An 18,749-nucleotide genomic window follows, 5' to 3' on the forward strand; every position below is an offset into this window, starting at 1 on the left:
TGTGTGGTTCATGGTGGATTTTGTAGTAGTTTGTAGGATTAAATTAATCCGTGTACGTGCACGAAATATTCTAAGTAGTGGGTTGTTGTTTTTAATATCTGAATAGTAACATCGATAACTAAAAGTCGTCAATCCCTTTTTTAAAACTTTTCAGAACCTTCTCTATTCAGATGGATTCACCTTTAATAATTTCATATTCTAATAACTTTGTAGGTAAATAGTCTCCTGTATTAATCTTATTGACTAAACTCTCAGTGGCTTTAATACCAATTTCAGATATCGGATATTTCACAGTCGAAAGTCTTGGTGATACATATTTCAACATATCAATGTCATCAAATCCCATTACACCTACATCATTGGGAATTTCATAATCTTTAGCTTTTAAATAATTCATTACTTCAAGGGCATACAAATCACAAGAACAGATAATCGCTGTTTTCTCCCCATTAAATGGATACGTTTCTAAAACTTTTATATACTCATTGTCTTTAATGATCAAAGGAACGGACGTCATCTTACTTTCAGACAGACCTTCTAAAAACCCATACAATCTTTCTTCTTGTGTATAAATATTGGACTTTCCAGCATAAGCGAGTGGAGGAGAAATATATATAAATTTCTTAAAGTTCTCACTTACGATGTACTCGACCCCCTCTTTCATTGCATCTCGTTCCTGAATTCCAACATACTCCCATTCCTCTGATACATAATTAAAAATTGTCAATATTGGGATATTTAAACCCCGTAAATAGGTATCAAAGTCTTTTCCTTTATTGACAGAAAGTAAAATGATGCCATCTACCCGTCGATTAACTAAATAATCAATACATTGTAACTCATTATCTGGATCTTTATCTGTTAATGTAATATATATAAAATATCCAAGTTGGCGCGCTTTTAGTTCGATTGCGTTTAATAATTGCGCAAAAGAGCGATTGTATAAGTCAAATAGAACTACACCAATTGTCATCGTTTTTCCAATTACGAGGCTTCTGGCCATAAAATCAGGTTTGTAATTCATTTCTTCGGCAACTTGCAGAACCTTTTTCCTCGTTTTTTCACTGATCCCTTTTCGATTGTTTAACGCTCGATCTACTGTACCCAACGATACTCCACAAATTGTAGCTATATCTTTTATGGTAATCTTCATTTTACACACACCGATCCTCTACTAACGACCCATACTAGGTGCATCACTAATTATATAAATAGGATAATCGTCGACCTACTCCTTAAGTAAGTATGATTGTTAGAACAATTTATATAGAAACTAAGTAAGCAAACTTTGGTATTCACATGTTTATTTATGGTAAATAAATCTTTCACCCTGAACCATCATATGGAATTTCTGTGTTGGGTATGTATGAAAGAGATAGTCGACAAAATAAGCCGGATTTTCTCTATTTGTAGGAAATATGTCGTAATGAATAGGAACGATTAAATCGACTCCTACCGCTACAGAGAAATCAGCCACCTCTCTGAAAGTCATATTTCCAATTACACCTCGAGCAGTTCGAAAAAAGTCTCCTCCATTTATTGGTAGGAAGGCAACATGCGGTTTAAACGCTTTCACTTTTTCAATAAGTGCAGCTGTAATCACAGTATCTCCACTATGATAGAGTCGGACACCATTTACTTCAATGAAATATCCTAAATAAACATCGTTCCCATCATCATCAACTTCGTATTCTGTATGTGCTGCTGCAATTGGTGTCAATTTAAATCCCTTAATAAAAAATGGATTATCCGCTTTAGCAATTAGCGTCTCCTGACCTAACTCACCTAGTAAAACTTTACTTGCTGCGGGTACAACAAAAAGTGTATTTTCTGAAGCCTTAGCAATTGTATTTATTGTTTCTAAATCAAGATGATCATCATGATGATGTGTTGCTACTACTCCATCAATATTTTTTAACATGGATGGTTCTATAACAGGAGGTGAAACTCGTTTAAACTCTGTATCTGGATTTACCATTTCGATACTATTTGTTAAATATGGATCAATACTAATCCAACCGTCTTCTTGATCTCCTTTTAGGATAATACCTGATTGCCCTAAACTCCAAAATGCAATAGAATCTGATGTCACCTTTGTTTTATCAATTTCTCTCTGTAAGTCAGCACCACTTTTATACGCTTTATACACGCTAGTTCACTACCTCCGAATAGAATAAATTTTTGATAGTCAAAACCCACACTAGGACGTTTTACTTATTTATTTCCTTTAACAAAGTGATAGATTAGAACTATTTGATTGAATCCTATGAAGCTCCGGATAAAAAACAACTTTGTCTTCATTTATTATATAATGATTTTACTATTTCTTACTATAATAATGAACTTTAATTTAATTGTAACTTTAACTTGCTCAATTTTTTCAGCTCATATAGCAACAAACTTAAAGTAAAGAACTAATATAAAAGGCTATTTTCGCTTTAATTGTTGTTTTTATACAAGATCGGAATCTTACCACCATTAAAATAATGCACGGTTTGAAAACACAATCTCAAAAACAACAATTTGTACGAAAATAGCCTGACAATCTTTACGCCTGTAATTGTTTAAGTTTATAAAATTCACCTTTTTGTTTCATTAGCTCATCGAAAGTTCCCTCTTCGACACATGTACCATTATCCATGACAATAATTCGATCTGCATCACGAATTGTCGAAAGTCGATGTGCAACAATAAAGGTTGTTCGTCCTTTTATTAATTTTTGTATCGCTTGTTGAACCCGAAACTCAGAAACATTGTCTAGTGCTGAAGTTGCTTCATCTAACAGGATAATTTGTGGATCTCGAATAATAGCTCGTGCAATAGCGATCCTCTGTCTTTGACCACCAGATAGCTTTCCACCATGTTCGCCTATCATTGTATCTAATCCATTAGGCATGTCTGCTATAACATCCTGAAGATTTGCCATTTCGATTACTTCTAATAGACGTTCATCAGAAACACTTGTTATTCCATATGTTATATTATCACGAATTGATCCTGAAAAAAGGATCGTATTTTGAGGTACAACAGCTAACTTGCGACGATAGGACTGCATTTGTACTTCATCTAACGGAACATCATCAACTGAAATTTTCCCCTCATTTGGTTTGTAAAATCCTAAAAGCATACTAAGTACAGTTGATTTACCAGCACCAGAAGCACCTACAAGTGCTACACATTCTCCTGCTTTTACCTCTAGATTTAAATCCTGTAATACATGTTTTTCTGAATCAGCATAATGAAAATTCACATTATCAAAGGATATTTTTCCAGCAATTTCGGACAATTTCCTTTTCCCTTGATATTCAACAGTTTGTGTCGAAAACAGCACCTCTGAAACGGAGATAATGGATTCGTAACCCTTCGCTAATTGGGGATAAACATTAATAATTTGATTTATCGACATTAGTATTGTTGTAAAGAAACCTTGGTACATCACAACGTCACCAACGGTAATCTGTCCATTGTAAGCAAGAATCGATGTGAAAATCAGGCAAAACATTTGAAATAGTTGGAACACTACCCAACCTGTTGCCCCAAAGTATGCTTCAGAGATATCAAGTTTATAACCCTTTCCCTTTAGGTTATTTAAAGTAGAGTCTGTCTTTTCAATCTCCAAATCTTCTAATCCATGTGCTCGCGTGACAGGAATCATTGTTAACGTTTCAGCTACCTGCCCTGACATTGTTTCAATCTGCTTGCGAAATTCATTATTCTTTTTTTGTAAGTTACGCTTGAAAAAGTATACAAGCAAAATAGCGACAGGGATCACTAACACAAAAAACATCGCAACTAGTACATTTTTACTAGCTGTTACCCCTATTGCTACAACTACACTTGTTAGCGCTGCAGAAAAAGTATACATGATTTGCTTTGATAGAAATTCTATACTTTCGACATCACGTAATACTTTTGATTGAAGCTTTCCAGATCGAAGCTCACTATGATATGAAATCGATAAATGCTGGAGCTTTCTTACTAATGTACTTCGTAGTCCTGCTTCAACATGTCGGGAGGCTTTACTTAAAAAACTCATATGCAGCATTTGAGAAGGTATATTTTGAATAATAACAAATGCCACTACAGCCAAATTAATCCAAAGCTCATTGATACTATGCTCACTAGGATTACTTGCGATATCAATCATATTCGCAGTAACAATTGGAATAATCCATACTGGTGAGTGTTTAAATAGAAAAAAGAAAAATGATAATCCAATATTGCGAAATTGACCTTTATATAACGTATAAAGTGTCTTAAATGCACCTTCCACTTTACCCGGTCCATTTTTAAATCGTTGTTCAAAATCAAACGATTCTAGCTTCTGCTTTTTAGGCACCTTGATGTCCTCCTTACACATTATATGAAAAGCGCAAGCGCCTTGGTCGGGGCTAGGCGCTTGCGCTAGACACAAAACTAAGTACAAAACTTATCTTTTAAAATAAGCAATAAAATCTCCATGCCAATTGCAGGCGTCTTGAAACATTTATAAAATAATTTAATTCTGGGTCCTTCATTATAAAACTCACATTATTAAGTTATCGATAAGTTTATTATTATTCTATTATGTTATCGTTTCCAAGTCAATTTGTAATCGAAATTATTAATGATTCTATTCGTAATAACCTGCATCTTAGTATGACCAAATTCCTAATACCTCTCTTTAGAGTATTGATAAATGATTATTTCCAGACAATAAACTAGTTTTGTCCAAAAAAAAATCTGAACTTATTTGTTCAGATCTTCGACAGTTAAAAATGCAACACTTATCGGTGTGTAGTACTTATCCTATTCAATTCTCAGTGGCAGCAACATTCATTTTCGACAGAAATACTTTATCTCATTTTTCCTATATCTTTATATGTGGTAGTCCTTTATGTTTATGGACCTTCTTCATTAACATATTTCTTATTAATTTTCAAAAGAATATGCCTTGAAAAAGGACATAATAAAAAAATAAGACTAATCATGTTTAACATTAAATCAACATAGGGTATTTACTATAGGATCTAAAATACTTCATAGATTATCGAATTCGTGATATTATTTCATTTGGTCCATTCTTCTATAGCCTGTTAATGAGATTTATTACATACATTTGGGACCCAACATCTGAATCAAAGCCGTTTTTCACTTTTATCATGCCATTACAACAAAAAGAGGTGCATTTTTTGGAAAAAACTGTGCAAAAACAAAATTCAACATATCGAACTAAGGATTATCTCAAATTTATTATTCCTTCATTAATAGGGATACTTTTATTTGTGATTCCAATTACAATAAATGGTGAGTTCACAATTCCAATAGCTATTTTAGCAAATTTTGTTGAAAGTAGCTTATCAGGATCCTTACCTTATATTGCGACGGTTATCATGGTAGTTGCTGGAGTTTTTACGCTCATTACTAAATTATATCAACCAGCTGTTATCCTTCGCTCACCGTTTTTAAATAAACTTTTTCAGGTGTCATGGATATGGCTAGTAGCTAGACTATTAGGGATGATATTCTCCATTTTAACCTTATTTAATATTGGACCTATAGCAGTTTGGTCTGAGAATACTGGTGGAACATTGCTGTTTGACCTATTACCACTATTAATTTCCGTTTTCCTTTTTGCTGGATTATTTTTACCATTGCTCCTTAATTTCGGACTTCTAGAATTATGTGGTGCTTTATTAACAAAAATCATGAGGCCGTTATTTAAGTTGCCTGGTCGTTCTTCAATCGATTGTTTAGCCTCTTGGCTCGGAGATGGAACAATCGGTGTTCTTTTAACGAATAAACAGTATGAAGACGGTTATTATACAAAGCGTGAAGCTGCTATCATTGGCACAACATTTTCTGTTGTTTCAATTACATTCACTATTGTCATCATTCAGTATTTAAAACTTGAACAATACTTTGTTCCTTTTTATTTTACAATTGTATTAGCGGGCCTGGCTTGTGCATTAATTTGCCCGAGAATTCCTCCGCTTTCACGAAAATCTGATACGTATATTGGTCATACAGAACATGATGAAACAATTCCTCACAACGTCTCTCCATTTAATTGGGGTTTAAATATGGCTGTTCGACAAGCTAAAAAAAATAGTAACTATTGGAAAATCTTAAAAGATGGGTTTCAAAACGTTCTTGATATGTGGCTAGGTGTACTTCCCATTGTTATGGCGATTGGAACAATCGCATTAATTATCGCCGAATATACACCTGTTTTCAAAATTGTAGGAATGCCGTTTGTGCCAGTTTTAGATCTGATGCAAATACCAGAAGCGGGTGAAGCTGCTCAAACAATGGTTGTTGGATTTGCAGACATGTTTTTACCAGCAATCATCGGGAGTGGTATTGAAAGTGAACTAACACGATTTGTCATTGGATGTATATCAATCACACAATTGATCTATATGTCAGAGGTTGGTGGTTTATTATTAGGTTCCAAGTTGCCAGTCTCTTTTATTGATTTAGTAGTAATTTTTCTACAACGGACCATTATTTCTTTGCCAATTGTTGTCTTGATGGCACATTTGATTTTTTAATCTTTACAGATGTCTATTTTCGTATTTATAGTAACTAAAAAGTATGAGGGCTTAGGAATATTCCTAAGCCCTCATACCATTATATAGCTATTTTAATACTCGATTAATTCTTTCAAACGCCCAATCTAACTCTTCTATCGTAATCACAAGCGGTGGTGCAAATCGGATAACTGTATTATGGGTTTCCTTGCATAACAACCCATGTTTCATTAACTCCTCGCAATATGGTCTTGCATCTACTGTTAATTCTACGCCGATAAACAACCCGCTACCACGTACTTCTTTAATTATTGGATTCTTTATTTTCTTTAATTGTTTTATAAAATACTCCCCTAATTGTAGAGATCGCTCAACCAATTTCTCTTCCTCAATTACTTCGAGCGATGCTAAAGACACAGCGCAAGCTAATGGGTTTCCCCCAAATGTAGAACCATGTGAACCCGGGTTAAAAACATCCAGTATGTTATGATTTGCTACAACACACGAGATTGGAAATACTCCACCACCAAGTGCCTTACCTAATATGTACATATCAGGAATAAGGTTATCCCAATCACACGCAAACATTTTACCAGAACGACCAAGACCTGCTTGTATTTCATCTGCAACGAAAAGAATATTTTCACTTCTACAAAGATCAAAAGCCAATTTTAAATAGCCTTTTGGCGGAATGACGATCCCTGCTTCTCCTTGAATAGGTTCAAAAATAAATCCGGCCGTTTGCGGTGTAATTGCAGACTTTAACGCATCTAGATCACCGTAAGGAACCAATTTTATTCCTGGTAGCAATGGACCAAAGTCTTTTCGATACTCAATATCTGAGGAAAGTGAAACAGCAGTCATTGTCCGTCCATGAAAATTTCCTATACATGCAATAATCTCTGCTCGATCTTCTACAATCCCCTTTTTTTGATAGCCCCAACGGCGAATAGCTTTGATTGCTGTTTCAACCGCTTCTGCACCTGTATTCATTGGCAACGCCATATCCTTATTTGTTAGCTGAGCTATTTTTTTATACCAAGGACCTAATTGATCGTTATGAAACGCACGCGATGTTAAGGTGACACGATCAGCTTGATCTTTTAATGCCTGGATGATTTTAGGATGACAATGTCCTTGATTAACAGCTGAATAAGCGCTTAACATATCTAAATACTTATTGCCTTCTGGATCCTCTACCCACACTCCTTCAGCTTTTGAAATGACGATTGGAAGAGGATGATAATTATTTGCTCCGTACTTCTCAGTAAGGTCAATAACTGTTTCTGTTTTAGAATTCATCTTTCAACCTCCTAATATTGGCTATAAATCAACTCTTATTCTATATATGCGGAGAATAACGGACTAATCAATTAGTTAATCGGCATTTGGATTATTCCTTGAAAAAGATAAGGAAGAATGAATATCAGTACTAGGATTTCTACTTGTAAAACCAATCTGTCTTCACAGAAAATGACAATATTGTCATAGATAATAGTTGAAGGTATGCTCCAATACATTATGATAGGCTTTTGATATTCCGCAATCTTTGAGAAAGAATCGATTCACAATAATTTTTCTCCAAATAATGATCCCATTAATTCAACTGCAACGGTTGCTGTCTTATTTCTTTCATCTAGTATAGGATTAACCTCAACGAATTCTGCAGATGTGATAATATTTGATTCTTCTAAAATTTCCATAGCTAAGTGACTTTCACGATAAGTAATTCCACCTAGTACAGGTGTCCCTACACCTGGAGCATCACTAGGATCAAGCCCATCTAGATCAAGTGAGAGGTGAACACCATCTGTTTTTTCTTTTAAATATGCAATGGCCTCTTCCATAACTTTTGTCATTCCAAGACGGTCGATTTCATGCATTGAATAGACTTTAATCTTCTTTTCACGTATTAATCGCCTTTCTCCATCATCTAAGGAACGTGCACCAATTATGACAATATTCTCTGGTTTCACTTTAGGTGAATAATTTGCAATGTTCGTTAATGCTGGATGTCCAATTCCTAAACTAACCGCTAGTGGCATCCCATGAATGTTGCCAGAAGGTGATGTCTCACTGCTGTTCAAGTCACCATGTGCATCATACCAAATGACTCCCAGATTTTTATAATGCTTTGACACACCTGCAAGTGTTCCAATTGCAATACTATGATCTCCGCCCAGGATAAGTGGAAATGACCCTGATTCTACTACTCTTGTAATTGCTGATGCAAGTTCGTTACTGGCCTCAGTAACCGCTTCCAAGTATTTTAAATTACCATCAGATAACTCTTGATCCTTACCCGGTCTGCCTATCTTAATATCTCCTTTATCATGAATGATATAATCCAACTGTTCTAATCTTTCAACAACTCCAGCATACCGAATCGCACTCGGCCCCATATCCACCCCACGCCTTGACTGTCCTAAATCCATCGGTACACCAATAATTGAAATATGTCTTTTCATCAAAATTGCCTCCCCTTTGTCCTATACCCACTGTCCATCTTCGTAATCATTGTTCGTTTTTTCTATCACAGTCTTTACATAAGTGATTTCCTTATCATTCAAGACATAATAGAGGAAATTCCCACCATTTAAATCTCTATTCAATTGTATCTTATGATATGTAAGTGACTCAACCTAACAAATATATGTATAAACATTCACATTTTCCAAAAGTAGTAAACTAACACTTCATCAAACTATCTGAGTACATATGTTATGAACAATTTTTCCCATTCATTCTGTAATAGCAAGAGTGACCATAATTACTGTTGTTTTACTTTTTCGTTAAATAATAATTTAATAAAACTATATTACAAGTTTCTCAATTTTTAAACTAGTTCTACTTTACGTTTTATCCAACATTATAGTACTTGTTTTGTTTCTTTGTTTTTTTTATCAGGTTAAGCAAAGTATCAGTATGTGTACTTTAGCTATTATATTTGTATCAAATCCTCTCCTGATAATATTATGATTGTAGGTGTAATCATCTGTAACATTTGGGAACTTAATAGGTGGGGCGTGTTGATGGAGTGGATGGATTACTTTTGTAAAAAATTGCGATCTAACTAGAAAAAGACAAAAAAACTCATCAATTAAGACTGAGTTTTTTTGTACGTTATTTTAACGATTATTATCTACTAGCAAGTAACGAGAGTACTGTTTACTTCAGAACTGTCAGAAAAAAGGGGCATGATCATGTCCCTTCCTTTTCTAATTACGTAAACCTTCATTTTTCTTTACATTCATTTATCTTTGATATTGTACTCGATGTAAATTTGCAAAAATCCCATCTTTTTCAATTAATTCTTCATGACTCCCTTCTTCAGCAATACCATCTTCTGTTACAACGACAATTCGATCAGCATTACGGATAGTTGCCAATCTATGTGCGATGATAAGAGTTGTGCGATTTTTTGCAAGCTCTGTTAGCGCTTGTTGAATGATTAGTTCTGTTTCTGTATCAAGAGCAGAGGTTGCTTCATCCAGTATTAAAATTGGCGGGTTTTTCAAAAACATTCTTGCGATTGCAATTCGCTGCTTTTGCCCCCCTGAAAGTTTTAATCCCCTCTCTCCGATTTGCGTATCATACCCAAATGGCAACGAGTCTATAAAACTTTCTAAATGTGCTCTTTTGGCTGCTTCTTCAATTTCTAATTGTGTTGCATTCAATTTTCCGTAGGCTATATTATCTCTAAGTGTACCTGTGAAAAGAAACACATCTTGTTGAACAATACCAATATTGGAACGCAGAGATTGCTTAGTCATATCCCGAATATCAATTCCATCAATTTTAATAGAGCCACTATCAATATCATAAAATCTTGGAATGAGTGAACAGATTGTTGTTTTCCCTGCACCAGAAGTACCTACAAAAGCGATCGTATTCCCAGCTGAAATTGTTAAATCAACCTCATTTAAAACACGTTTATGCTCATCGTAACCAAATGATACATCATTAAAAACAATGTTGCCTCGGAGTGATTCTACTTGGACTGCGTCTTTTCTATCCACCACATCTGGAGCAGTATCAATCAATTCAGTAAATCTCTTAAACCCAGCCATTCCTTTTGGATATAGTTCCATTAAAGCACTTATTTTATCAACTGGTTTAAATAGAACATTAATATATAGAACAAACCCAACTAGTTCTCCATATGTAAGCTGATTGGTATAACTTAACCATGCTCCAAATACAAGGACTGCAAGGGTAACAAAACGTGTCATCATATAAATACCCGATAAACTAAATGACATAATCTTATATCCACCGAGTTTCGCTTTACGGAATTTCTTGTTATTCGTTGAGAAACGACTGTTTTCATAGTTCTCATTTGTAAACGATTGAACAACACGAACACCAGAAACACTATCCTCTACCCGAGAGTTGACATCTGCAATTTCAACAAACATTTTTTTCCATGCCTTATTCATCTTTAAATTACTAACAACAATGAGCCATGCAAGGAATGGTAAAATAACTAATGCAACTAATGCAAGTTTGGCATTAATACTAAACATTATCCAAAAAGCTCCGAAGAATGTCATCACAGAAATAAATAAATCTTCTGGACCATGGTGTGCAAGCTCACCTATATCCATTAAATCGTTGGTTATTCGACTCATAAGATTACCGGTTTTAGTATTATCAAAAAATCGAAATGATTGCTTCTGAACATGTTGGAATAACTGTTTTCGCATGTCAGTTTCAATATTAATTCCTAGTTTATGTCCCCAATAATTGACAACAAATTGTAAAAATGTACTAACAATATAGAGAAACAATAGTCCTATACTAACAGATACAATGGCTGACCAATCTTCACTAGGCAACAAAGAATCAATAAACCATTGAACAGCAAGCGGAAATGCTAGCTCAAGTAATCCTGCAATAATTGCACAGCTAAAATCTATAATGAAAAGTCTCTTATGCGGGATATAATATGAATAAAAACGCCTTAACATGATCTTTTGCTCCTTTGTCTTTTTTTCTAAATACTATTATAGTAGCATTAATTATAAAATAGTTATATCAAAATGTTGTTGATGAACTTAAACAAACGATATAATGAAGGTAGTAAAGGAAAGAAGGGAGCAAAAATCTTGTCAACATTCTCAGGTTATATTGGTACTTATACAAAAGGTGCTAGCAAAGGTATTTATCGTTTCACATTAGATACTGAAACAGCAAAACTTGGTGAGGTTAAAGCTGTTGCTGAATTGGATAACCCTACTTATGTAACGGTTAGTAACGATAACAAAACACTATATGCTGTCGTCAAAGAAGGTAGTGATGGTGGGGTCGCATCCTATGAAATCAACAATCAAACAGGTGAACTGACTGCAGTAAATCGTCAACTAATTGAAGGTGCATCACCTTGTCATGTAAGTATTGATCATCAAAACCGTCAAGTAGTGACCGCGAATTATCATAAAGGAACTATTGAATCTTTTCTAGTAAATGAGGATGGTACTATTGATCCGGTCGTTTCTATCAAGGAACATAAAGGCAAAGGTCCACATGAGAGACAAGAAAAACCTCACACTCATTTTTCTGGATTTACACCAGATGAAAAGTATGTTGTGGCCATTGATTTAGGGATTGATAAACTGATTACATATAAGACAGAAGATGGTAAGTTAGAAGAAGCTCACACTTTGCTAGTTAAAGCTGGCAGTGGTCCAAGGCACATTACTTTCCATCCAAATGGGAAATTTGCTTATGTGATGACAGAGCTTAGCAATGAAGTGATTGTTTTAAGTTATAATTCTGAAAGTGGTATTTTCACCGAACTACAGTACATTTCTACTATTCCTGATGACTTCAAAGAAAATAGTCAAGGAAGTGGAATCCACATCTCTTCAGATGGTCGTTTTGTTTATGCAGGAAACCGTGGACATGACAGTATTGCTGTTTTCAGTGTTAATCAAGACAATGGTGAATTAACATTGCTGGAATACACAGCAACAGAAGGTAACTGGCCTCGTGATTTCGTTCTAGATCCAACAGAAAAATTCATTGTTGCCTCGAATCAAGAAAGCAGTAATCTTGTTTTGTTTGCAAGAGATTCAGAAACAGGTAAGTTAACCTTAGTACAGTCAGATGTATCAGTACCAGACCCTGTTTGTGTGAAGTTCCTAAACGTATAGCTTATTAAAAGGCTTTTTTCGCAAAGATTGTTGATTTTCGTAAAAAGCACGACTATACGTTTTCAGCTTAATTATTTTGTCATTTTCTTTTAACATAGCTCCAATGCATACAGTAAAAACCCAAAATTCAATATTTACCATACAGGAGCAACAAACTTATAGAAAAGAACCTATTACAACAGAAAGGATGAGCTACGAATGTGCTCATCCTTTCAAACCATTATAATTACCACTCATTTTTATGTCTCCAAACAGGATTGTGCCAATTATGTCCTGCATTAGCAAGTTTCCTATGATGTTCTTCATCAATTTCAATACCTAATTTAGTTCCGCTTGAATTTTAACATAGCCATCTATATATTCAATACGTCTTTTTTGAGAATATTAAATCTACACCACATGTTGGCAATAGTGGAGGTTGCTGAAGAGGAAAAAGTATATCACTATATAGATATGAAGTTTCTTATTTCATTCTCATCAATATTCATAGGTTGTAAAAAATGCAGCAGGATGGTGCGATAATGTAGGATAGATATCCTTAGGTAGGAAAGTTAATAATAAATAAAAGACGATTAGTGAACTTACTAATTGTCAATAACTTTCCTCTTAGGCATAAGACCTGCATAACTAATTAGTGCACTAATAGCTAACCATAACCAATACAATAGTTTTCCAAGAACGAACGACAAGGGAACAATAAACAGTGAAAAAGTACCAAATAAAAGAATAGCTACGACGTATTCATCCGACACTCCTCTTACAATGTAAGCGAGGATTCCACCTACTATAAATGTTCCAGCTACAAGAAATGTTTGCACAATGATTTTCTTCCAAGGGAAACCTGCTCTAAAATAAAAAAAGATGATTAATACGATAGGATAACTTACATTCACCCAGAGCTTATGGATAGTTACAAACTCACCCTCCACGAGATCCCAAGATGGCATCACAAAAATAGTAGATAGGAAAATAACCAATACCACAAGGTTAAAAACGTATTTTCCTATTTTATTAAGTTTATTGTAAAGTTCATTTCTTCCTTCCTTATCTTCACTAGATTGCCATCTAGGAAGAGGTTTCATTTTGAAGACACATATTTCAAAAGGTAAATTCAAGGGTTCTGTTCTTTTTACTTCAACTGACTCTGTATTTGATAAAATAATAGAAAGAAAATGATCAGGAATTAAATTCATTCCATATTCTATCGATTTTAAAGGGATATCAACTGGAAATTGCTCAAGCAACTTCAAAAAATGCTCTCTTTCTTCAATAACGACTGATCGATAATGCTTTTGCCCATTTTCTTCCCACTCCCAAAAAAGCCTGGGTTTCACATAGAAATTATTTGAGTTTTGATTCCCTGCCATTATCATTGATTCTCTAGCTATGTATAAGGTTTTAATTTTTTGAAAAGGAAAGAACTTATTTTCCTCTGTTTGTTTATCAACATTTTTAAAAGAATCATAGATTCCTTCTGGAGTAACCCGTATGGAAAGCTCAATTCGCTGTTGTTTGCTAACATCTCTTATAATACCAATCGCTAGCAAAACAGTAATAAATGACGCAAATATAGGTATGAGACCAATAAATGGGTCTGGTAAAGTAAACATCCAAATTCCAAGAATTAACGAGATGATACCAATTGGCATGAGTGTGTAACCTACCGTATACAAACATCCTTTTGACGTATTTGTAATTTTCGTTCCATAAGTGAATTTAGTTTCTGCATCATCAATAATATAATTCTTACTCCTTTCTTAATAAAAAGCAAAGGCATCCGTTTATCAGCGAAAAGTATAGGACGTGCCGGCTGGAGGTTACTCTTTAACCTTCTGGACGGATTGGCTTATGCCATAGGAAAATAGTGTTTAGTTTTTCCCTCGTGCTAGAAAACATTCTATTTACAAAGCACTTATAAATACTGCTTCGATCATTAAGAACTTCTCTCACACGTTAACATATATCTAGTATTTCAGGTAGTAAGAGTTTATTTTTATTTTGATCTTTAAAAACAATCAAAAAAAGGCTAACCAGTAAATAAATTCTACTGGATTAGCTCTCTTTACTCTTTATTGCATTCCTTTTTTAACCCATTCTGCGACTTTAACTGTTCGTTTTGCTTGATGTTTGACCGCTGCTTGAACATCTTCAACCATCTTTCCATCTTGGTCGACTGTTACACTTGTACCATATGGATTTCCACCAGCTCCATAAAGAACTGGATCAGTATAACCTGGTGATGCTACGATTGACCCCCAATGATACATGGTAGTATAAAGTGATAAAATCGTTGCTTCTTGTCCACCATGTGGATTTTGTGCGGATGACATCGCACTTACTACTTTATTTACTAATTTTCCGTTAAACCATAAACCACCTGTGGTATCTAGAAAAGCCTTCATTTGTGATGGCATATTACCAAATCTAGTTGGTACGCTAAAAATGATCGCATCTGCCCACTCAAGGTCATCTAAGTTTACCTCTGGTACAGCACTTGTTGCATCAACATGTGCTTTCCATACCGGATTAGAATCAATCGCTGATTGTGGAGCTGTTTCTGGTACCTTCAAAACCTTTACTTCAGCACCTGCTTCTTTTGCGCCTTCTTCTGCCCAACCAGACAATTTATAGTTTGTTCCAGAGGAACTATAATAAATTACCGCTAATTTAATGTTTGTCATTTCCTTCAGCTCCTTATTATTTTCAATTGATTTACTTCCAAATAATCTATCTAAAAAACCTATCTCATTCACCTCCACTCATACCCATTTCATAACAATAAATCTAGTTTGCCTATTAGATATTAATCTCATTCTGTTATCAATAATAACGAAACTTATTTAGGTCTTCATTCTTATAGTAAAGATTTCACAACCATTGCATATTGATTATCTGCTTGTCGATAAACTGCCGTTAAATAATATTGTCACTATCCACCGAATTAGATTGAAGGTTCGAGTACACACACCATTCGGAATTTCGCTTCTTTATATCAAATACAGATAAATTTGTACTCTTAACCCCTTGTTAGGTCTGCTATCTTGGTCTCAATTTATGAATATCAAATTCTTTCGTATCATAGATATTTCAGCTGTATCCTTCTTCTTCTTCCCTCCCTGATTTGGTATATCTATGGAATAAGACCTACTTTAATCTATTACCCTAAAAGACATTTTTAATTCAATAGAAAGAATAAATTTAGCTTTTGATCTACTTTCCAACCTTATCTACCAAATAATTATGTCTTAAATGAAAATGGATATCTGGATAGATAAAACCAGGATTCCATAGAGAATGAATCCTGGTTTTGAGTCAAACGTTTTATGATGAGATTAGCACATTTTCAATTTCACTTTTTAGTAAAGATAGTGTATCCCTATTCAATGATGATTCCATATTTCTTCTAATATCATCACTCTGTCTTTGAACGATTTCCAAGTATTCGACCAATGAATCAGGGGTTAGTCCTTCTTCCGCTAATGTAACAGAATACCCATTATTCTCGAATGAATTGGCATTTAAAATTTGATCTCCTCTACTTTGGTGTAAAGGTAGAGGTATAATAAGCATCGGTATTTTTAATGCCTTAAATTCAAAAATGGAATTCGAACCACCTCTCGTGACAACAAGGTTAGTCGCTGCTAAAATGTCTGCTAATTCCTCATAAACATATTCAAATTGTTGATAACCTGAAACACCTAATAAGTGAGGATCGATTTGATTTTTTCCACATATATGAACAATCTGATACTTTATAGTTAATTCCTTCAATGATTTTCTAACAGCTTCATTAATTTTCTTAGCACCTAAGCTCCCACCCATTATGGTTAATATCGGACGTGAGTCATCAAATCCTAGAAGCCTATATCCTCTCGATGCTGTACCACTCATTATTTCTTTCCTTATAGGAGAACCAATAACCATAGTCTTTTTTACAGGAAAGTATTTTTTTGTTTCTTCAAACGAGGTAAATATCTTTGATGCAAATCTTTGGGATATTTTATTAGCAAGCCCAGGAGTGATATCACTTTCATGAATAAAGATAGGGATTTTTAATGAACTTGCTGCAACAATAACAGGTACTGATACAAACCCTCCTTTTGAAAATACTAAATCTGGTTTTACCTTTTTCAAGATTCTCCTAGCTTCCGAACAGCCCTTTATCACTCTAAATAAATCAAATATATTCTCAAGGTCTATATACCTTCTCATTTTCCCACTACTTATCCCATAATAGGGTATTTTGATTTGATCTATTAATTCCTTTTCAATTCCCTGTGTTGATCCGATATAGTGTATATCCCAATCATCGACATCAATCTCACTGATTAATGCCAAATTTGGCGTTACATGGCCTGCAGAACCACCACCAGTAAATACAATCGATTTATATGCCATATTTCCTCCTAATAATACGAGCTTTTTCTTTGTTTTCAAGGCTCTTTTCTAGTTCTCCAAGTAGATGTAATAAATAAATTCATCATATTAATATTTTTCTGAAAGTTATGAAATCAGTTTTCTTTGATGTTAAAACACTATGTTCTCAACACTATATTTTGGTCAAATAACATGTCCTTCCATATATTTTACTCTCAATTCTAGCACCCTCAGGATTAGTAGCGCTTAATTTTACATCAGGATGTATTTACATTTCATAATGATATCCCTTTTCCTGGACTAAACCCTTTATGATAGAATCTAGCAGCTTTTTTAATGTTATTTCTAGTAGTAATTTATTTATTATTCTCAAGAACTTCTTCATGTCCCTTAGCAAACTCCTCAGGTGTTATCGCTCCACCAAATAGTGCTTGAATCTGATTCAGATGTTCCTCAGCAACAGAGGCACCCATTTGTACATCTGCATATAAGGTTATGTTACTTGCATTATTCAATTGATTTAATACATCAATATACATTTGTGGTAATTCTAAATTGGTCGTATCAACCTTTGTCGCTGGAATCACACCTGCATCTGTAACAGATCTTTCTCCCCACTTTTCAACAAAGAACTGTACGAACCTTTTCGCTTCTTCTTTCACAAGTGAATTTTCCGATACAAACAAGCCTACCCCAGGCCCACCAACAAAACTATTAATATCTCCTTTTCCACCTTCAATAGTAGGAAATTTAAAGAAGCCCACTGAATTGCGAAAATCCTCTACGATATCCTCATTTGTCGTGAAGTTTGGCAGTTCCCATGTGGCCATTAAGTACATTGCAGCCTGTTCATTCGTAAACAAACTTTTCGCTTCCTCATTTGATAAACCATTAAAATCCTTTACAAAAGCATTCATACCGACCAAGTTCTGAATTTCAGTTGCTGCTTGAACTAAGGCGGGGTCTTTAAACGTGCCAGTACGATTAATTGCCTTTGTAACTGTTTCTGTCCCGCTAATCCGATCGGCTAAATACATATACCAAAGCGAGCCTGACCAACGATCTTTGTTCCCTAAAGTGATAGGCGTTACACCATTTTCATTTAATTTACTTATTATATTAATAAATTCCTTATAGGTTTCAGGGATTTTTAAATTATATTCCTCAAATATTTTCTTATTATAAAAGACTGGTACAATATTCAATTCAAGTGGTAAACCGTATGTTTTTCCGCGAACAGCATATGCTCTTGGCGCTCCGGAAATAAACGAATCCCCGAGTTCTCCTTCTAATAAATCATCGAGGGTTGCAAATTTATTTCCTTTTACATAAGGATCTAAGAATCCAGCAGCCCAGGTCATCCCTACGTCAGGGAGTTCATTAGATGCTGATAATATTTTTAACTTTTCTTTATATTGTTCATTACTTATCATTTCTTGTTCAATTTCCACATTGGGATTTATCTTTTCATACTCGGCAACTATGTCATTTACAATCAAATTATGTTGTTTAGAACTTCTAGCTGGCCATAAATGCATTAATTTCACAGTTACTATTTCTGTCGATTTCGATCCCCCTTTGTTACTCGTTATTGTTAAACTAGAACATCCTACTATCACTGACCCTACTATTAATACTAGTATACCCAGCATTGAAGCCGTTTTCCCCTTCATATACAAAATCCCCTTTATTTGATTGTTGTATA

13 protein-coding genes are annotated in these 18,749 nt (G+C 34.5%); 2 read left to right on the top strand and 11 right to left on the bottom strand.

Features of this window, described 5'->3' with window-relative positions; genetic code table 11:
- Positions 1 to 166 precede the first annotated feature (166 nt).
- The 3 genes from AC6CHR_RS16480 to AC6CHR_RS16490 all read right to left on the bottom strand — a co-directional run bounded on the left by AC6CHR_RS16480 (position 167) and on the right by AC6CHR_RS16490 (position 4,339).
- Positions 167 to 1,153, bottom strand: a complete 987-nt coding sequence (locus tag AC6CHR_RS16480; protein WP_498250092.1) for a LacI family DNA-binding transcriptional regulator — start codon at positions 1,151 to 1,153, stop codon at positions 167 to 169.
- Positions 1,154 to 1,303: 150 nt separating this feature from the next.
- Complete coding sequence (locus tag AC6CHR_RS16485) at positions 1,304 to 2,149, bottom strand: MBL fold metallo-hydrolase (RefSeq protein ID WP_498250093.1); 846 nt, start codon at positions 2,147 to 2,149, stop codon at positions 1,304 to 1,306.
- Between the two features lie 399 nt (positions 2,150 to 2,548).
- Entirely contained in the window at positions 2,549 to 4,339 is a 1,791-nt protein-coding gene (locus tag AC6CHR_RS16490) for an ABC transporter ATP-binding protein (protein ID WP_498250094.1), read from the bottom strand.
- A gap of 832 nt (positions 4,340 to 5,171) precedes the next feature.
- On the opposite strand from AC6CHR_RS16490, the gene AC6CHR_RS16495 reads away from it, so the two are divergent.
- Positions 5,172 to 6,533 (top strand): YjiH family protein, encoded by a 1,362-nt coding sequence (locus AC6CHR_RS16495; protein ID WP_498250095.1) that lies wholly within the window; start codon positions 5,172 to 5,174, stop codon positions 6,531 to 6,533.
- Positions 6,534 to 6,620: 87 nt separating this feature from the next.
- On the opposite strand, the gene AC6CHR_RS16500 is transcribed toward AC6CHR_RS16495, so the two are convergent.
- The 4 genes from AC6CHR_RS16500 to AC6CHR_RS16515 all read right to left on the bottom strand — a co-directional run bounded on the left by AC6CHR_RS16500 (position 6,621) and on the right by AC6CHR_RS16515 (position 11,482).
- A complete protein-coding gene (locus AC6CHR_RS16500; RefSeq protein WP_498250096.1) occupies positions 6,621 to 7,814 on the bottom strand; it encodes an ornithine--oxo-acid transaminase in 1,194 nt (397 codons plus the stop codon).
- 263 nt (positions 7,815 to 8,077) lie between these two features.
- Complete coding sequence (rocF, locus tag AC6CHR_RS16505) at positions 8,078 to 8,980, bottom strand: arginase (RefSeq protein WP_498250097.1); 903 nt, start codon at positions 8,978 to 8,980, stop codon at positions 8,078 to 8,080.
- 21 nt (positions 8,981 to 9,001) lie between these two features.
- On the bottom strand, positions 9,002 to 9,124 hold the full coding sequence (locus AC6CHR_RS16510) for a hypothetical protein (protein WP_498250098.1): 123 nt from the start codon (positions 9,122 to 9,124) through the stop codon (positions 9,002 to 9,004).
- A 642-nt stretch (positions 9,125 to 9,766) separates the two neighbouring features.
- Positions 9,767 to 11,482 (bottom strand): ABC transporter ATP-binding protein, encoded by a 1,716-nt coding sequence (locus AC6CHR_RS16515; RefSeq protein ID WP_498250099.1) that lies wholly within the window; start codon positions 11,480 to 11,482, stop codon positions 9,767 to 9,769.
- Positions 11,483 to 11,563: 81 nt separating this feature from the next.
- Between AC6CHR_RS16515 and AC6CHR_RS16520 the strand changes: the two genes are divergently transcribed.
- Entirely contained in the window at positions 11,564 to 12,667 is a 1,104-nt protein-coding gene (locus AC6CHR_RS16520) for a lactonase family protein (protein WP_498250100.1), read from the top strand.
- A gap of 584 nt (positions 12,668 to 13,251) precedes the next feature.
- On the opposite strand, the gene AC6CHR_RS16525 is transcribed toward AC6CHR_RS16520, so the two are convergent.
- The 4 genes from AC6CHR_RS16525 to AC6CHR_RS16540 form a co-directional block, all read right to left on the bottom strand.
- Positions 13,252 to 14,316 carry a hypothetical protein gene (locus AC6CHR_RS16525; protein WP_498250101.1) on the bottom strand — a complete coding sequence of 355 codons (1,065 nt, stop codon included), beginning with the start codon at positions 14,314 to 14,316 and terminating at the stop codon, positions 13,252 to 13,254.
- Positions 14,317 to 14,736: 420 nt separating this feature from the next.
- Positions 14,737 to 15,411, bottom strand: coding sequence for an NAD(P)H:quinone oxidoreductase (wrbA, locus tag AC6CHR_RS16530; RefSeq protein WP_498250224.1), 675 nt, complete (start codon positions 15,409 to 15,411; stop codon positions 14,737 to 14,739).
- A gap of 577 nt (positions 15,412 to 15,988) precedes the next feature.
- Positions 15,989 to 17,065, bottom strand: coding sequence for an undecaprenyldiphospho-muramoylpentapeptide beta-N-acetylglucosaminyltransferase (gene murG, locus AC6CHR_RS16535; protein WP_498250102.1), 1,077 nt, complete (start codon positions 17,063 to 17,065; stop codon positions 15,989 to 15,991).
- A gap of 335 nt (positions 17,066 to 17,400) precedes the next feature.
- A complete protein-coding gene (locus AC6CHR_RS16540) occupies positions 17,401 to 18,717 on the bottom strand; it encodes an extracellular solute-binding protein (protein WP_498250103.1) in 1,317 nt (438 codons plus the stop codon).
- Between the last annotated feature and the right edge of the window lie 32 nt (positions 18,718 to 18,749).

Source organism: Metabacillus sp. GQ13, assembly GCF_059758525.1.